The sequence below is a fragment of the Rhodanobacter sp. ANJX3 genome (genome assembly GCF_014200755.1).
GTDB lineage: Bacteria > Pseudomonadota > Gammaproteobacteria > Xanthomonadales > Rhodanobacteraceae > Rhodanobacter.
Genome location: NZ_JACHCM010000003.1, coordinates 1 through 14,642, shown reverse-complemented (window position 1 = coordinate 14,642; position 14,642 = coordinate 1). Strand labels below are relative to the sequence as shown.

General features: G+C 63.5%; 18 protein-coding genes and 1 pseudogene. 12 read left to right on the top strand and 7 right to left on the bottom strand.

Annotated elements, in window-relative coordinates; genetic code table 11:
• Nucleotides 1-116 precede the first annotated feature (116 nt).
• The 4 genes from rpsP (at nt 117) to rplS (ending at nt 2,182) form a co-directional block, all read left to right on the top strand.
• Entirely contained in the window at nt 117-371 is a 255-nt protein-coding gene (gene rpsP / locus HDE76_RS08495; RefSeq protein WP_179479683.1) for a 30S ribosomal protein S16, read from the top strand.
• Nucleotides 372-373: 2 nt separating this feature from the next.
• On the top strand, nt 374-889 hold the full coding sequence (gene rimM, locus HDE76_RS08490) for a ribosome maturation factor RimM (protein ID WP_179479685.1): 516 nt from the start codon (nt 374-376) through the stop codon (nt 887-889).
• A gap of 61 nt (nt 890-950) precedes the next feature.
• The gene (gene trmD / locus HDE76_RS08485; protein WP_184506735.1) at nt 951-1,700 is read left to right on the top strand and encodes a tRNA (guanosine(37)-N1)-methyltransferase TrmD; all 750 of its coding nucleotides are present in this window, start codon (nt 951-953) and stop codon (nt 1,698-1,700) included.
• 71 nt (nt 1,701-1,771) lie between these two features.
• Entirely contained in the window at nt 1,772-2,182 is a 411-nt protein-coding gene (rplS, locus tag HDE76_RS08480) for a 50S ribosomal protein L19 (protein ID WP_179479689.1), read from the top strand.
• A gap of 99 nt (nt 2,183-2,281) precedes the next feature.
• On the opposite strand, the gene HDE76_RS08475 is transcribed toward rplS, so the two are convergent.
• The gene (locus HDE76_RS08475; RefSeq protein WP_184506733.1) at nt 2,282-4,360 is read right to left on the bottom strand and encodes an EAL domain-containing protein; all 2,079 of its coding nucleotides are present in this window, start codon (nt 4,358-4,360) and stop codon (nt 2,282-2,284) included.
• Nucleotides 4,361-4,505: 145 nt separating this feature from the next.
• Nucleotides 4,506-5,528 (bottom strand): EF-P beta-lysylation protein EpmB, encoded by a 1,023-nt coding sequence (epmB, locus tag HDE76_RS08470; protein ID WP_184506731.1) that lies wholly within the window; start codon nt 5,526-5,528, stop codon nt 4,506-4,508.
• Nucleotides 5,529-5,626: 98 nt separating this feature from the next.
• On the opposite strand from epmB, the gene efp reads away from it, so the two are divergent.
• From efp to folE2, 7 genes are all read left to right on the top strand, one after another.
• Nucleotides 5,627-6,205 (top strand): elongation factor P, encoded by a 579-nt coding sequence (gene efp / locus HDE76_RS08465; RefSeq protein WP_179479695.1) that lies wholly within the window; start codon nt 5,627-5,629, stop codon nt 6,203-6,205.
• A gap of 119 nt (nt 6,206-6,324) precedes the next feature.
• The gene (locus HDE76_RS08460; RefSeq protein ID WP_179479697.1) at nt 6,325-7,656 is read left to right on the top strand and encodes a TRZ/ATZ family hydrolase; all 1,332 of its coding nucleotides are present in this window, start codon (nt 6,325-6,327) and stop codon (nt 7,654-7,656) included.
• A gap of 23 nt (nt 7,657-7,679) precedes the next feature.
• A complete protein-coding gene (locus tag HDE76_RS08455) occupies nt 7,680-7,934 on the top strand; it encodes a YciI family protein (protein WP_184506729.1) in 255 nt (84 codons plus the stop codon).
• 26 nt (nt 7,935-7,960) lie between these two features.
• Nucleotides 7,961-8,683, top strand: a complete 723-nt coding sequence (gene ubiG, locus HDE76_RS08450) for a bifunctional 2-polyprenyl-6-hydroxyphenol methylase/3-demethylubiquinol 3-O-methyltransferase UbiG (protein ID WP_255481511.1) — start codon at nt 7,961-7,963, stop codon at nt 8,681-8,683.
• Complete coding sequence (gene gph / locus HDE76_RS08445) at nt 8,680-9,366, top strand: phosphoglycolate phosphatase (protein WP_179479708.1); 687 nt, start codon at nt 8,680-8,682, stop codon at nt 9,364-9,366. The genes ubiG and gph overlap by 4 nt, the downstream gene beginning before the upstream one ends.
• Before the next feature lies 1 nt (nt 9,367).
• The gene (locus HDE76_RS08440; RefSeq protein ID WP_184506727.1) at nt 9,368-10,222 is read left to right on the top strand and encodes a squalene/phytoene synthase family protein; all 855 of its coding nucleotides are present in this window, start codon (nt 9,368-9,370) and stop codon (nt 10,220-10,222) included.
• Between the two features lie 193 nt (nt 10,223-10,415).
• Entirely contained in the window at nt 10,416-11,363 is a 948-nt protein-coding gene (gene folE2 / locus HDE76_RS08435; protein ID WP_184506725.1) for a GTP cyclohydrolase FolE2, read from the top strand.
• 26 nt (nt 11,364-11,389) lie between these two features.
• Here the strand turns inward: folE2 and HDE76_RS08430 are convergent, their stop codons facing one another.
• The 4 genes from HDE76_RS08430 to HDE76_RS20570 all read right to left on the bottom strand — a co-directional run bounded on the left by HDE76_RS08430 (nt 11,390) and on the right by HDE76_RS20570 (nt 13,238).
• The gene (locus tag HDE76_RS08430; protein ID WP_179479714.1) at nt 11,390-12,235 is read right to left on the bottom strand and encodes a M23 family metallopeptidase; all 846 of its coding nucleotides are present in this window, start codon (nt 12,233-12,235) and stop codon (nt 11,390-11,392) included.
• On the bottom strand, nt 12,225-12,497 hold the full coding sequence (yidD, locus tag HDE76_RS08425; protein ID WP_179479716.1) for a membrane protein insertion efficiency factor YidD: 273 nt from the start codon (nt 12,495-12,497) through the stop codon (nt 12,225-12,227). The genes HDE76_RS08430 and yidD overlap by 11 nt, the downstream gene beginning before the upstream one ends.
• Before the next feature lie 213 nt (nt 12,498-12,710).
• A complete protein-coding gene (locus tag HDE76_RS20575; RefSeq protein WP_179479718.1) occupies nt 12,711-13,067 on the bottom strand; it encodes a hypothetical protein in 357 nt (118 codons plus the stop codon).
• A 21-nt stretch (nt 13,068-13,088) separates the two neighbouring features.
• Nucleotides 13,089-13,238, bottom strand: a complete 150-nt coding sequence (locus tag HDE76_RS20570) for a hypothetical protein (protein ID WP_179479719.1) — start codon at nt 13,236-13,238, stop codon at nt 13,089-13,091.
• Between the two features lie 76 nt (nt 13,239-13,314).
• On the opposite strand from HDE76_RS20570, the gene dksA reads away from it, so the two are divergent.
• Nucleotides 13,315-13,803 (top strand): RNA polymerase-binding protein DksA, encoded by a 489-nt coding sequence (gene dksA, locus HDE76_RS08420; protein ID WP_179479725.1) that lies wholly within the window; start codon nt 13,315-13,317, stop codon nt 13,801-13,803.
• A gap of 53 nt (nt 13,804-13,856) precedes the next feature.
• Here the strand turns inward: dksA and HDE76_RS08415 are convergent.
• A pseudogene (locus tag HDE76_RS08415) lies at nt 13,857-14,642 on the bottom strand (IS4 family transposase); the annotation flags it as partial.

The following is a 14,642-nucleotide window of genomic DNA, read 5'->3' as shown; positions in this document are numbered from 1 at the left end:
CGTCCCTCGTCCCTCGTAGCAACTCTTCCCTTTTCCCCAAAAACCGCTAAAATGCCCCGTTTACCGCGCACGTCTCTCGTGCGCCTGCCGATATCCGGCAATTCTGGAGCTTTACTATGGTCAAGATTCGTCTTTCGCGCGGCGGCGCCAAGGGCCGTCCGTTCTACCACGTTGTTGTCACCGATCAGCGCAACAAGCGCGACGGCCGCAACATCGAGAACATCGGCTATTACAACCCGGTGGCGTCAGGCAAGGACAAGCGCCTTGAGCTGAACGTCGATCGCGTCAAGGAATGGGTCGGCAAGGGCGCCCAGCTGAGCGACAAAGTTGCTGCGCTGGTGAAGGAAGCCGGTAAGCAGCAGGCTGCCTGAGCGTGAGTGAATCCGGTCGGCGCGTCCTTATCGGGCGCATCGTCGGACTGTACGGCGTGCAAGGCTGGCTCAAGATCGAATCCTGGGCCGAGCCACGCATGAAGATCTTCGATTACCAGCCGTGGCTGCTCAGCACGGAGTCCGGCGCGGAAACGCAGATCGCGGGTGCAAAAGGTCGTCAGCAGGGCAAGGGCATGGTGGCCCAACTGCCCGGCATCGACGATCGCGAACAGGCCGCAGCGCTGATCGGCATGGATATCCACGTCGCTCGCGAGCAGCTGCCGCCGCCCGGCAAGGATGAGTATTACTGGGTCGATCTCGAGGGTCTTGAGGTCGTCACCACGGAAGATGTGCCGCTGGGTCGGGTCAGTCACCTGTTTGCGACCGGTGCCAATGATGTCGTGGTAGTTCGGGATGGCGCGCGCGAGCGGCTCATTCCTTTTATCCAGGGTTCGTACGTGCGTTCGGTGGACGTGTCCGCAAAACGCATGGTGGTGGATTGGGATCCTGAATTCTGAGGTCGCCGGACAGCGACAATAGAGTCGGGAACGCAAGAAGCCGATACCGAGGTCAAGCATCGTGCGCATCGACGTCGTTACTCTGTTTCCCGACTTCGTGCGCGAGTGTGCTGCGGTAGGTGTGGTGGGACGCGCGCAGCAACGCAAGCTGCTGCAGGTGGAAACCTGGAACCCGCGCGACTACACGACCGACAGGCACCGTACGGTGGACAGCAGCTCCTACGGCGGCGGTCCGGGTATGGTGATGTTGATCGAACCATTGCGTAAAACCCTTGAGGTCGTACGCAATGCGGCGCCGGAGCCGGCGCACGTGATTTATCTCAGTCCGCAAGGAGCGCGGCTGACGCAGGGTAGGGTAGAAGCGCTGGCGAAGCTGCCGCGCATCGCTCTGCTTTGCGGACGTTATGAAGGTGTGGACGAACGTCTGCTGGCGCACGAGGTCGACGAAGAGCTGTCGATCGGCGATTATGTGTTGTCGGGTGGCGAGCTGGCAGCGGCGGTGATCATCGACGCCGTGGGCCGCTTGCAGGACGGCGCATTGAACGATGCGCAGTCGGCCGAACAGGACTCATTTTCCGATGGCCTGCTCGATTGTCCGCACTATGCGAAACCGGTGCACGATGCGCTGGGTTCCGTGCCGGAGGTACTGCTTTCCGGTGACCACGCGGCGATTGCCCGCTGGCGCCACAAGCAGTCGCTGGGACGAACCTGGTTGCGCCGTCCGGAGCTGTTGGCGCAACGCGCGCTGGATGCTGAATCCCGTGCGCTGCTAGATGAATTCCGCCGCGAATACGTGACGGCTCGAAATTAAATAGTGCGGCCACGGATGGTCGCTGATTGATTCTTGCGGTCAGGGATGAACGCAAAAACCCAGAGGTTGCCATGAACAAGATCATTGAACAGTTCGAAGCCGAGCAGATCACCCGCCAGCTGCCGGAGTTCGGCCCCGGCGATACCGTGGTCGTCAACGTCAAGGTGAAGGAAGGCAACCGCGAGCGCGTGCAGGCGTTCGAGGGTATCGTCATCGCCCGTCGCAGCCGCGGCCTGCATTCGGCCTTCACCGTGCGCAAGATTTCGCACGGCACTGGCGTGGAGCGCGTGTTCCAGTCGCATAGCCAGGCGATCGATTCGGTCACCGTGAAGCGCAAGGGCAAGGTCCGCGGCGCCAAGCTGTATTACCTGCGTGGTCTGGAAGGCAAGGCCGCCCGCATCAAGGAAGACGTCGCCGCCGCGGCGGCTGCCAAGGCCGCCAACAAGGCCAAGGCTGCATCTGCTGCTTCCAGCGCCGAGTAAAACGGTCGGACTATCTCGCAGGGGATGGTCTGGCACGACAAAAAGCCCGCGGATCGCTCCGCGGGCTTTTTGTGTTTCGAAAAGAGCGCGGCTTAGATACTAGTTGCCGACCGCCTGCATGACGACGCTGCCGGAGGATGTCAGCAGCTGCGGTATCTGCAGGAAATTGCCCTGCACGAAGTCCACGCCGTAGGCGAACAATAGCGAGGTGCTGGTGGCATCCTCGACCCACTCGGCGATGGTCTGTCGATTGAGCGCCTTGGCCTGTTCGCAAATCTCGGCGATCTTTTTCTGGCTTTCCGCGTGCTGCGGCAGATCGGCCATGTAGCTGCGGTCGATCTTCAGGTAATCCGCATCGATATGATTGAGCAATTGGAACGAGTTCAGGCCGGAGCCGAACTGCTCCAGCGCAAATTTGCCACCCAGTTTTTTCCAGCCATTGACGAATTCCTGCGCTGGCCGAAGCATTGTCATGATCTTGCTTTCAGTCATTTCCAGCACGATGCGCCCATGTTTGAGCGCCGCCCGCTTGAGCCGCTCGGCCAGCCACGGCAGCAAGGTCTCGTCGCTGATCGAGTCGGCGGTGAGCTTGACGAAAAACGTGGTTTGCATGCCGTGGCTTTCTCGGATCTGCAGCGCGCTGATGATACGGTGCAGTACCCAGCGGTCGATGGCGCTGTTGAGCTTGTTCTTTTCGGCGATCGGCATGAAGAAGGCCGGCATCACTTCGCCCTTCGGCCCGTTCATGCGCAGCAGGATTTCGGAATATTCGCCTTCGGCGTCCTGCAGGCTGACGATCTGCTGGTGATACAGCACCAGACCGTTTTTCTGCAGCGATTCCTTGAGCAGGTCCAGCCAGTAGAGATCGCGCTCTCGATCGGCTTTTTCGCCGGCCGCGGGGTCGTTCAATTCGATCTTGTTGCCGCCCAGGCTCTGCGCCATGCGCAGGGCCTGGGCAGCTTCGTTGAGCAGCTGATCGGCATTGGCGTTCTTTTCGCCCAGCAGGCTGCCGCCGATGCTGGCGGTGAGGCTCATCGAACGCTCGCCCACGTCGAAAATATCGGCGCTGATGCTCTGCTGCAGTTTGGCGATCCATTCCCTGGTGGTGGCGTCCTCGCGCGAATCCAGCATGATACCGAAGGTGTGCTCCGCCAGCATGCCGGCGACATCGTCGGTATCGAGCAGCATGCGCACGCGGCCGGCGAAGGCGGCGAGCAGTTCGTCGGCCCTGCTCAGACCGATGCCCGCAACCAGGGTTTTCCAGTTGTCCGGCTCCACCAGCAGCAGGGCCTGACCTTTCTTGCCATTGGTGGCGCCGGCTACCGCGTTGCCGACGCACTCGAGCATGCGTGAGCGGTTGAACAGGCCGGTCACGGGATCACGCTGCAGCTGCTCGAGAACGGCCGGATCGACCTGCTGCCGGCGGAACACGATCTGCAGGCAGGGCTCGCCTTCGAACGTGGCGGGGGCAAATTCCACGGTGGCGTCGAACAGGCTGCCGTCGGCGCGGCGTGCGTGCAGTGCAATCCGCGATGCCACTTTTTCGTGGCGCGCGTGACCCTTCAGCAGCAGCTTGAATTCATCCGCGTTGGCCGCGTCCACCATGTCCATCACGGGCAGGCCGAGCAGGTCGTCGAAGCTCTGATAGCCGAAGTTGTCCAGATAGGCCTGATTGGCCCGCACATGCATACCTTCGTGCACGTAGGCAATGGCATCGTTGGACGAGTCCAGCAGTGCATCGCAGCGACGCTCGGACTCGCGCAGCGAGGTTTCCAGGCGGCGTACCTGCCGGCGCGTCTGCAAGGCCTCGAATTCGCGCTGCAACACGATGATCAGCTGCTTGGGCTGGTTGCGCGGCGCGACTCCGCGGGCGCCGTCCACGAACAGGTCGGCTACCTGCTGCCCGTCCACTTTGTCCAGCAGTCCGATCACCGAATAGTCGCGACCGTTCGCGTCCAGCGCCTGCACGACATCGCGCAGCGTCAGGACTTTGATCGACGGATCGAACATCACGATGTCCGGCTCCAGTTCGTCGATCGCTTTCTGCAGCTGCTCGGCGTTGGTGGCGCGGGCCGGACGCACGGCGATGCCGCTGTTGCGCATTAGACTGATGATCTGTTCAGCCTCTTCGAGCGAGTTCTCGATGAAGAGGATCTTGATGACGTAATCTTTTTTCATGAGGCGTCGAACTGTCCGTTGGGCACCGCTGACTTTACCTGGCTGGTTTCCGGCGTGTCGGGCCGACCACATTCGTGCCTATGTTTGTAGCGGATTCTTGCGGCAGCCGCCAGCAAAAGCGTCGCCGTAGAAAGTGGCAGAGAAACTACAGCGGCAGCTTGGAGGCCGCGCCGCCCACTTCGCGAACCAGCGTGGGAACCAGGTAACCGGGCAACCTGGCGCGCAGGTCCTTCACCAGGTCGAGCGCGCGGACGTCATCCACCTCGAAATGCGCCGCTCCCTGCACCCGATCGAGCTGGTGCAGGTAATACGGCAGCACGCCTGCGGCAAACAGCCGCTCGGAGAGTTCCGCCAGTGCATCGGTGCCGTCGTTGATCCCGCGCAGGAGTACCGACTGATTGAGCAATGTGACGCCCGCCTCGCGCAGTTGTGCGCAGGCGCGGTCGACGTCGGCGTCGAATTCGTTGGCGTGGTTGGCGTGCAGCACGATGACTTTCTGCAACGGCAACGCGGCCAGCCACGCCAGCAGGGTCGCGTCGACTCGCTCGGGCAGTACCACCGGCAGCCGCGTGTGGATACGCAGTCGGGTGACGTGAGGAATGTCGGCCAGTCCGGCGCTCAACGCTTCCAGCTTGGAGGTCGCCAGCGCCAGCGGATCGCCCCCGGAGAGAATCAGTTCGGTAATCGAGCTGTCGCCGTGCAGATGGGCCAGCGCCTGCCGCCACTGGCTGGCGGCGGCCATTTCCTCGGCGTAGGGAAAATGCCGGCGGAAGCAGTAGCGGCAGTTGATCGCACAGCTGCCGCTGGCGATCAGCAGCGCGCGGCCGTGGTATTTGTGCAGCACGCCGTGGGCGGCGCGGGCGTCCATGTCGCCGACGGCGTCCGTGACGAAGCCGGGGACGCGATCGAGTTCGGCCAGCTGCGGCAGTACCTGCAGCAGCAGCGGATCGCGTGCGTCGCCGTGGCGCATGCGCCGCACGAAGCCGCGCGGCACACGCAGCGCAAAGCCGGCATCCTCCGCAGGCAGCTGGGTCGACAGATGCTGCAGACCGAGCAGGGCGAGCAGTTCGGCGGGATCCGTGAGCGCATCGCGCCAGTGGAGGCGCCAGTCGCCGCCCTCGGGGCCGGTGGCTGAGGTTAGGCGGGCGGCGGTGCTTGCAGGTATCATGTGCGGCCTCGGTACGGGCGTGCTGCCCGACTGACCTCTTATTTTAGCCGCTGACGGCAGCGGTTTGATGTCACTTCTTATATTTCGGAGCGAAATGCATGGCGACCCTTGGCCTCAATGATGTCAAAACGGGCAAGAAGATTCTTCACAACGGTGATCCGTGGATCATCACCGAAGCTGACTTCGTCAAGCCGGGCAAGGGTCAGGCCTTCACCCGCATCCGCATCCGTAACCTGAAGGACGGTCGCACCACCGAGCAGACGCTGAAGTCCAGCGACTCCTTCGAGGAAGCCGACGTCGCCGATACCGATATGCAGCTGTCCTTTATCGACGGCATCGGCAAGGACCGCGTGTGGAACTTCATGCAGATGGAGACCTTCGAAATGGCACAGGCTCCGCTGACCGCGATGGGCGATGCGTGGAAGTGGCTCAAGGGTGAGGAAGAGTGCGTGGTCACCCTGTTCAACGGCCAGATCGTTGCCGTGCAGCCGCCGAAGTTCGTCGAGCTGAAGATCGTGCAGACCGATCCGGGCGTGCGCGGCGACACCTCCGGCGGTGGCGGCAAGCCGGCTACGCTGGAGACCGGCGCCGTGGTGCGCGTGCCGTTGTTCGTCAATCAGGACGAAATCATCAAGGTCGATACCCGCACCGGCGAGTACGACAGCCGCGTCAAGTAAGCGCGTCAAGCTCCGGTCATGCCGGAGCGTCAGCATCCATGGGGCGGACGTCGCAAGGCGTGCCGCCTCTCGTTTAATCAGTCACGTCATCACCTACGGCCAATCAAAGCGAGCCCCCGATGAGCGAAACGTCATTGCAGCCGATCGACCTTCTGATCGAGGCCCGCTGGGTGGTGCCGGTGGAGCCGCACAACGTGGTCCTGGAAGATCACGCCGTCGCGGTGAACGGTGACCGGATCGTCGCACTGCTGCCGATTGCGCAGGCCCGCGCGCGCTATGCGCCGCGCGAACGCGTCGAACTTACCGAGCACGCGCTGATTCCCGGTCTGGTCAACAGCCACACGCACAATCCGATGACCCTGCTGCGCGGCCTGGCCGACGATCTGCCGCTGATGGTCTGGCTGCAGCAGCACATCTGGCCGGCCGAGGCCAAGGTGATAGGGCCGGAGTTCGTGCGCGACGGCGTGGAACTGGCCGTCGCCGAGATGCTGCGTGGCGGCACCACCTGCGTCAACGAGAACTATTTTTTCCCCGACGTGATCGGCGCGACCTACCGCCAGCTCGGCTTTCGGGCGGTGGTCGGGTTGCCGGTGATCGATTTTCCGACCGCCTGGGCAAAGAGCGACGACGAATATTTCGAGCGCGCAGGCGAAGTGCACGACAGTTTCCGCGGCGATCCGCTGATCGGCACTGCGTTTGCGCCGCACGCGCCGTATACGGTGTCCGACGAGAGCTTCGAGCGTATTCGCGTGCTTTCCGATCAGCTGGATATCCCGGTGCATCTGCATACGCATGAAACAGCGCACGAGGTCGAGGAAGAGAAAAAGAAAAGCGGCCTGCGCCCGTTCCAGCGGCTGCAGAAGCTGGGCCTGATCAACGACCGGCTGATTGCCGTGCATATGACCCAGCTGACCGACGGGGAGATCGCCGTGTGTGCCGAGTCGGGCGTCTCCGTTGTGCATTGCGCGGAGTCGAACATGAAGCTGGCCTCGGGTTTTTGTCCCGCGGAAAAGCTCCGGCGCGCCGGCGTCAACGTGGCGATCGGCACCGACGGCTGCGCCTCGAACAACGATCTGGACATGTTCGGCGAGATGCGCAGCGCAGCGCTTTTGGCCAAGGCCGTCGCCGAAGATGCCGCGGCTTTCGATGCGAGCTTCACCCTGCGCGCGGCCACGCTCAACGGTGCCAAGGCGATCGGCCTGGAGGCGAAGATCGGCTCGATCGAAGTCGGCAAGCAGGCCGATCTTGCGGCGGTACGGTTGAGCGATCTGGAAACGCAGCCGATGTTTCATGTGGTATCGCAGCTGGTCTACGCGGCTGGACGTCATCAGGTCACCGACGTGTGGATCGCCGGCCGGCGCAAGCTGGCCAATCGCGTCTTGCCGGATATCGATACCGACGCGGTGATGGCCAGGACGCGCGCATGGCGCGAGCGTATCGCTGCGCATTGAGCCAAGTAGACGTCGGAGCCCGCATGAATCGTTATCTCGTCCTCGCGATGCGCCGCGCCAGTTTCGATACTGCCGTGGTGCCGCTGCACCAGCAGTTTCTCGAGGATCTGCGCGCGCGGGGCCGGCTCGAATTGTCCGGTCCGTTCGGCGACAAGTCGGGTGGCGCGTACCTTTTGCTTGCCGATGATCTGGCGCAGGCGCAGACGATTGCCCATCGCGATCCGGCGCATACCAGCGGTGGCTGGGATATCACGCTGTACGAATGGGCCGCCCGCTAAACTCGCGCACCGTTCCGGAGAATTCGATGATGCAGACCGACCCGCACGCCGGCGCCAATGTAAGCGCCGAGGAAATTGCTCATTTCGACAAGCTCGCCGCGCGCTGGTGGGATCCGGACGGCGAATCGCGCCCGCTGCACGATCTGAATCCTGTGCGTGCGGCCTATGTGGCCAGGCACGTCGACCTGCGCGACGCGCGCGTGGCCGACGTGGGCTGCGGCGGCGGCCTGCTCAGCGAGGCGTTGGCGCGTGCCGGTGCCCAGGTGACCGGCATCGATCTCAGCCACAAGGTGATCGATATCGCCAAGCTGCATTTGTACGAGTCGAATCTCCGCGTCGATTACCGCGTGCAATCGTCATCCGAGCTGGCGGCCGCCGAGCCGGCCCGTTTCGACGCGGTGTGCTGCATGGAGCTGATCGAGCACGTGCCCGACCCGGCCGCCCTCGTGCACGATCTGTCCACACTGCTCAAACCCGGCGGCTGGCTGTTCATGTCCACCCTCAATCGCACGCCCGCCTCTTTCGGCGCTGCGATTCTCGGCGCCGAGTACGTGATGCGCATGCTGCCCAAAGGCACGCATCACTACGCGCAGTTTCTCAAGCCATCCGAGTTGGGGCGTTTGCTTCGGCATGCCGATCTGGCGCTGGAAGAAGTCTCCGGCCTCGCTTACAACCCGCTGAGCCGCAAGGCATGGCTGAGCCGGTTCACCGCGGTCAATTACATTCTCTGCGCGCAAAAGTCGTCATGAAAGCAAACGTGCCGACGTCGTTGCCCCACGCCATCGAGGGAGTGCTGTTCGATCTGGACGGCACCTTGCTGGACAGCGCGCCCGATCTCTACGCCGCGCTGGTCGTTCAATGCGGCGAAGAAAGCACGCCGGCGCCGCTCTATGCACCCGTACGCTCCGTGGTATCACGCGGCGCGCGGGCGGTACTGCGCTGCGCGTTTGAAGATCGCGGCGAGCCGGCGATCGAAGCGTTAGTGCCGCGCTATCTGGACATTTACCAGCGTGTGATGGGCGAGCAGACGACGACCTTCGACGGCATCGACGGTCTGCTGGAACGTATCGAGGCGCGCGGCATGCGCTGGGGCATCGTCACGAACAAGGCCGGTTTCCTGACCGACGAACTGCTGGTGCGCATCGGCTGGAGCGGCCGCGCGCATGCAGTGGTTTCCGGCGACACGCTGCCGTTGAAAAAACCCGATCCCGCCCCGGTGCTGCTGGCTTGCGAACGCGCGGGGTTGAAGCCAGCACACGGAGTGTTCGTCGGCGACGATCTGCGCGATATCCAGGCCGGCGCTGCCGCTGGCCTCTATACTGTAGCAGTGAGGTGGGGCTATCTGGACGGCGGCGATCCGCAGGCCTGGGGCGCCGATGCGGTGGTCGATCATCCGGACCAACTGGTCGACCTGCTGCGGCTGCAGGCGTGACATGGTCGAGCTGGTCGAACAAAGCGCCAAGCTGCAGAGCTTCATCGACAAGTGGCTGGCGGTGCAGCCGCAGCAGCGCGTCGCGCTCGCCTTCGTCGACGGGCGGCAATACCCGGGACATATCGCGCTGGCCGCGCTCGAGCAGGAACTGCTCGGCGCGGCTTACGGTATCCGCGAGCCGCAGGTCGCGGTGGCCAAACTCAACTGGTGGGCCGAGGAGTTGTCCGGCGCGGCCACCAGCGGCGGACGCCATCCGCTGACCCAGGTGATTTTCGACGACGAGCGGGCGCACGCGATCGCCGGCGAGCGCTGGCTGGCGCCCGTGCTGGCGGCGATGACGCAGCTGGAACAGGGCACCGCCGCCGACTTCGCCGCACAGCTGAGCGCCGCAGAGCCGCTGCACGGCGCGCTGGCCGCACTGGAAACGGCCTGGTGGTTCGGGCGCGACGCCTCTGCGGAGCGCGCTACGCGCGTCGCCGTGCTCAATCATCTGCTCTATGCGCTGCTGCGGATGGAGGCCGATGCCGAACGCGACCGGTTGCCGCTGCCGATGTCTCGGCTGGCACGGCACGGCCTGAGCCGCGCCCAGTTACGCGCGCCCAGCGACGCGCGCCAGCAGGCGGTGAAGGCGCAACTGGATGATTTGCTGGTCGGCTGGCGTGAGTCGGCCCGATTGCCCGGGCCGCTCAGCGTGTTTCGCGCGCTGGAGTTACGCCACGGCAGCCGGTTGACGCAAAATGCCACGCGCGTGCCGGATTCGCTCGCTGCGTTGCAGTCGGGGCAGCCGCGCAGCGGGCTTGCCACCACGCTGCAAGCCTGGTCCGCGGCGCGCGCCTGGCGGCGCTACGCCGGCTGAGTCCACCGATCATCCACGTCATCGAACGGGCAGACGTTGTCGTTATGATGGCCGGTGTGCGAAAGGCGGCGCGTCCCAATGCCGGACTCCGCGGGACGCACCGTTTCCGGCACGCCACTATTGCGCGACGCAGGGCATGCCCCAAGATTCATCGGTCTCGCGGCCATCTGCAGGCCGCTGTCAGGATTGATCCATGTCAAATCAGGAAAACACCGCCCGCCTGCTGCCCGACGTTGCCGTGCATGCGCAGCCCCATCTTGCCGGTGCGCTCGACTGGGTCGGTATGGCCGATATCCAGGTGCCCGTGCATTTCGACGCCGGCGACGGCGAGGTGCATCGCGCCAGCGCCAGAGTCGGGGCCTTCGTCAATCTGAAGCGACCGGACAAGCGCGGCATCCACATGTCGCGGCTGTATCTGCAGGTCGAGCAGGTGCTGAGCGCGCAGCCGCTCACTGTCGATACGCTGCAACAGCTGCTGCGCGGCTTTCTCGAGTCGCACAGGGATCTCTCCGACCGCGCCTGTCTCAGCATCAAGTTCGAGCAACTGGTGCGTCGCCCCGCGTTACGCAGCGACAACAGCGGCTGGCGCTCTTATCCGGTGACGATCGAGGCGAGCCTCACCGGCGACAGCTTTCTGCTGGAACTCGGCACCGAGGTGGTTTACTCCTCGACCTGTCCGGCCTCGGCGGCGCTCTCGCGTCAGCTGATTCAGGATCAGTTTTCGAAAGACTTCGACGCCGGCAAGCCGATCGATGCGGCCGCCGTGCTGGCGTGGCTTGGCAGCGAGCAGGGCATCGTCGCCACGCCGCATGCGCAGCGCAGCGTCGCCTGCCTGCGCGTGCGCCCCAGCGTTGGCGCAGGGCTGCACTTGATCGATCTGATCGACCGCGTCGAGCATGCGTTGGGCACGCCAGTGCAGACCGCGGTCAAGCGCGAGGATGAGCAGGCCTTCGCCCTGGCCAACGGCGGCAACCTGATGTTCTGCGAAGACGCCGCGCGGCGCATCCAGAAAGCGCTCGATGCCGATCCGCGGCTCAGCGATTTCCACGTTCGCGTCGAGCATCAGGAAAGCCTGCATCCGCACGACGCGGTGGCCTATGCCAGCAAGGGCGTGGAGGGCGGGTTCGGTTCGACGCCGTGATTCGCTTCGGGCCGCGCGTTACCGCCTCACGGCGATGCGATCCCGGGCAAGAGCAGCGGATCCAGCCTCACACCGAACCAGTTGAAGCCCCAGTGCAGGTGTGGGCCGGTTACGCGGCCGGTCATACCTGATAGGGCGATGATCTGACCCCGGCTGATGCGTTGGCCGACCGTAACCTCCAGTTTGGACAGGTGCAGGAAGTTGGAGCTGAGGCCGAAGCCGTGGTCGACCACGATGGTGCCACCGGTGAGGTAGAGGTCGGGTTGAGCGAAGGTGACGATGCCGGCGGCGGGCGCTCGTACCGGCGTGCCCTGCGGCACGGCGATGTCCATGCCCGAGTGGGGCGCTTTGGGGTCGCCGTTGTAGACGCGCTGGTTGCCGAACCGACCGCTGATGCGGCCCTGTACGGGCCAGATGAATCCGCTGAGGAAATCCTCTCGGTCATCGTCGCGGTTGCGAACCGCCGTCACCGCGGCCTGTTCGCGCTCGATGCGCGCGGCAAGCGCCGGCGGCGGATTCACAGTGGCCGGCGGCACGCCGTTGACGTATTCGATCGGCCAGTCGCGCGGTGCGATGGCGATGAGCGTGTCCCGACGCTGGCCGTCAGGCTCGACAATGGCGACCGCCAGCGGCCCGTGCTCATCGCGACCGGCGCCGAATACGGCCACGCCGTCGTCGCCCACATGCACGCTCTTGCCGGCGACGTCGAGCCGGCTGCCGGGTTTGAGTCTTACAACCACCAGACCACCCTGCGACAGCGTGCCTGGAAGGTCGGTGGAGACGGCGCCGGCGAGCGCAGGCCCGCACAGCAAAAGAAAAATCAATAGCGCGAGTCCGCCGGATGACGCCGGGCTCAACCAGTTACGGGGCATCGGGTGTGTCCTTCGGGTTGCTGCAGCGCGGATAGTGAAAGTGAGCGGGCACCGGGTCGTGCCCGCCGTGGCAAAACGGCTGGCAGCGCAGCAGTCGCCAGCCGGAGAGCAGGCTGCCACGCCATGGACCGAAGCGCAGAACCGCAATCCGTGCATAATCCGAACAGCTGGGATAGAAGCGGCAGCGTTTGCCAAGCAGTGGACTGATCCAGCGCTTGTACAGACGGAGCAACCACAGTATCAATCGGGTAGGGGAATTCACGTTGCCGGCACGAAGTACAGCGTCTAGTGGCGCGATTATTCCAGATGCGAGCTTGCTGGTGGTAAACACTTTGGGCTATAACACCCGGTCGTCACGGCCGAAACGGTGAAGGGATATGGCGAATACGACGCGTAGTTCAAACGCCGCCAAGGCGCAGAAAGGAACGATTTCGGCCAAGGCGCGTGCTGGCAAAGGCGGAGCGTCGAAGGCAGCTCAAAAAAAAGGAATAGCCGTGAAGAGCGCTAGCAAGGTACCTGCGAAGAAAACGCCGGCCGCGAAGCCGGTCAAGAAAGCGGCCGCGAAAAAAGTGGTGGCCAAACCGGTTGCTGCCAAGAAACCGGTTGCCAAGCCCGCCATGAAGAAAACCGTCGCCAAACCGCAACCGAAAAAAGCCATCCTTTCCAAAAAGCCCGTCGCCCAGAAAGCCGCACCGAAAAAGGTAACAGTGAAGACCCCAGCTCCCAAAGCCGCACCTGCCAAGAAAGCGCCGGCGACAAAGCCGGTTGCCAAGGCAGCACCGGCAAAAACCCATGCCGCGCCTCCCGCCAAAAAAGCGGCGGCGCCGGTCAAGCCGGCCCCCAAGCCGGCGGCTCAACCTGCCGTTGTCAGCAAAGCTGCCGCGGTGAAAGCGACGCCGGCGAAACCGGCAGAAAAGGCGGCCCCCGCTGCTACCTCCAAAAACACATCCACGGCCTCGGCGACCAACCTTTTCAAAGGCAAGGTCGCCAGCGCTACCGCCATGGTGAAACCTCGCGCCGACGAGGCCGATCAGCACCATGCTTCCCCCAACAAAAGTCAGAAAAACTCGTCATCATCAATGAATAAATTGGCTACGAAAAAACTCGACAACGGCGTCACCCGCGAAGACGGGCGTTACGCATTACCCGCGACCAGCGTGATCAATTTGCCGAAGGGCTACAAACCCTCCAGCAAAGAGGAGTACATGAATCCGGAGCACCTGGCCTACTTCCGCAACAAGCTTCGCGACTGGCGCGACCAGCTCGTGGAAGAGTCGCGCCAGACCATGGACAACCTGCGTGACGAAGTGCGCGACGTCGGCGACGAGGCCGAGCGCGCCACGCGCGAAACGGAAAATTCGCTTGAGCTGCGCACTCGCGATCGCTATCGCAAGCTGATCTCCAAAATCGACAAGGCGCTGCGCCGAATCGAAGACGGCAGCTACGGCTTCTGCGAAGAAACCGACGAGGAGATCGGCGTCGAGCGCCTCGACGCGCGTCCCATCGCTACCCTGTCGCTCGATGCGCAGGAGCGTCGCGAGCATTTGCAGAAGCAGATGGGCGACTGAGTTTCCTGCGATAGCCGTTCGTACGAAAAAGCCCGACAAATGCCTAATGCTGTTCACTTAAGCGGAGCGGCTTTTCGATTCACGGGGTAGCGAGTCTTGGATATTTTGACGGACCTCGGCCTGGAAGGCCGAGGTCGTCTATCCAGAAACAGGTTGCCGATTCCGGCCCTGAGTTCAGCCAGTCGCGCTCCGGTGCGTGATAGAGGTTGCGCCGCCGCCATGACAATGAGCTGGGCGGCGATGTATTGATAGGCGAACTTGAATCGCACTCGGGCTGGCTCTTGGCCGTGCGCCACGGCGGCCTGACTGGCCTCGCGACGGATCACGTTGTAGCCCAGGAGCAAACCCCAGACTTCCTGATAGATCAACGCGACGGTCTTGCTGCGCAGCGTGACGGCATTGTGTTGCAGGGAGCTCTTGATGTCCCGGAAGCCCAACTCGATTTCCCAGCGCTCCCGATACAACTGTGCAACGGCTTCGCTGGAGTAGTGCTCGGCTGGCAGCGAGGTGTAGACCGTTCTTCGCTGTCCTTTGTGCATGTAGCTCACGGCTCGCACTTCCCAGACCGCAGGAAGTTTGGGGTTACGTTTGCGTGCCTGCGGCGAGACCTTCATCTGCACCCACTGATCATCGGCGTGGTAAGTCTCCCGTGTCTCGCACACCAGATCTTTGCGAGCGGGAATCAGCCAATGCCGTTGTTGGCCGCCACCGGCCAGACGCAGCAGCAGATCAGCGCTCCAGAAGCCTTGTCCAACAGGGTGATTGAGCGGTCCGGTATGCGGTCGATGAACTCATCGGCCAAGCGAATTTCGCTGCGCCGATAAGGACTAAGCTGGGCA

What these genes read in the sequence shown, in the direction of transcription:
- rplS (WP_179479689.1), top strand. Translation starts at nt 1,772, where the DNA reads ATGAACAAGATCATTGAACAGTTCGAAGCCGAGCAGATCACCCGCCAG.
- efp (WP_179479695.1), top strand. Translation starts at nt 5,627, where the DNA reads ATGGCGACCCTTGGCCTCAATGATGTCAAAACGGGCAAGAAGATTCTT.
- rpsP (WP_179479683.1), top strand. Translation starts at nt 117, where the DNA reads ATGGTCAAGATTCGTCTTTCGCGCGGCGGCGCCAAGGGCCGTCCGTTC.
- HDE76_RS08475 (WP_184506733.1), bottom strand. Translation starts at nt 4,360, where the DNA reads ATGAAAAAAGATTACGTCATCAAGATCCTCTTCATCGAGAACTCGCTC.
- gph (WP_179479708.1), top strand. Translation starts at nt 8,680, where the DNA reads ATGAAAGCAAACGTGCCGACGTCGTTGCCCCACGCCATCGAGGGAGTG.
- HDE76_RS08430 (WP_179479714.1), bottom strand. Translation starts at nt 12,235, where the DNA reads ATGCCCCGTAACTGGTTGAGCCCGGCGTCATCCGGCGGACTCGCGCTA.
- dksA (WP_179479725.1), top strand. Translation starts at nt 13,315, where the DNA reads ATGAATAAATTGGCTACGAAAAAACTCGACAACGGCGTCACCCGCGAA.
- HDE76_RS08440 (WP_184506727.1), top strand. Translation starts at nt 9,368, where the DNA reads ATGGTCGAGCTGGTCGAACAAAGCGCCAAGCTGCAGAGCTTCATCGAC.
- epmB (WP_184506731.1), bottom strand. Translation starts at nt 5,528, where the DNA reads ATGATACCTGCAAGCACCGCCGCCCGCCTAACCTCAGCCACCGGCCCC.
- folE2 (WP_184506725.1), top strand. Translation starts at nt 10,416, where the DNA reads ATGTCAAATCAGGAAAACACCGCCCGCCTGCTGCCCGACGTTGCCGTG.
- ubiG (WP_255481511.1), top strand. Translation starts at nt 7,961, where the DNA reads ATGATGCAGACCGACCCGCACGCCGGCGCCAATGTAAGCGCCGAGGAA.
- HDE76_RS08460 (WP_179479697.1), top strand. Translation starts at nt 6,325, where the DNA reads ATGAGCGAAACGTCATTGCAGCCGATCGACCTTCTGATCGAGGCCCGC.
- HDE76_RS08455 (WP_184506729.1), top strand. Translation starts at nt 7,680, where the DNA reads ATGAATCGTTATCTCGTCCTCGCGATGCGCCGCGCCAGTTTCGATACT.
- HDE76_RS20570 (WP_179479719.1), bottom strand. Translation starts at nt 13,238, where the DNA reads ATGGCGGTAGCGCTGGCGACCTTGCCTTTGAAAAGGTTGGTCGCCGAG.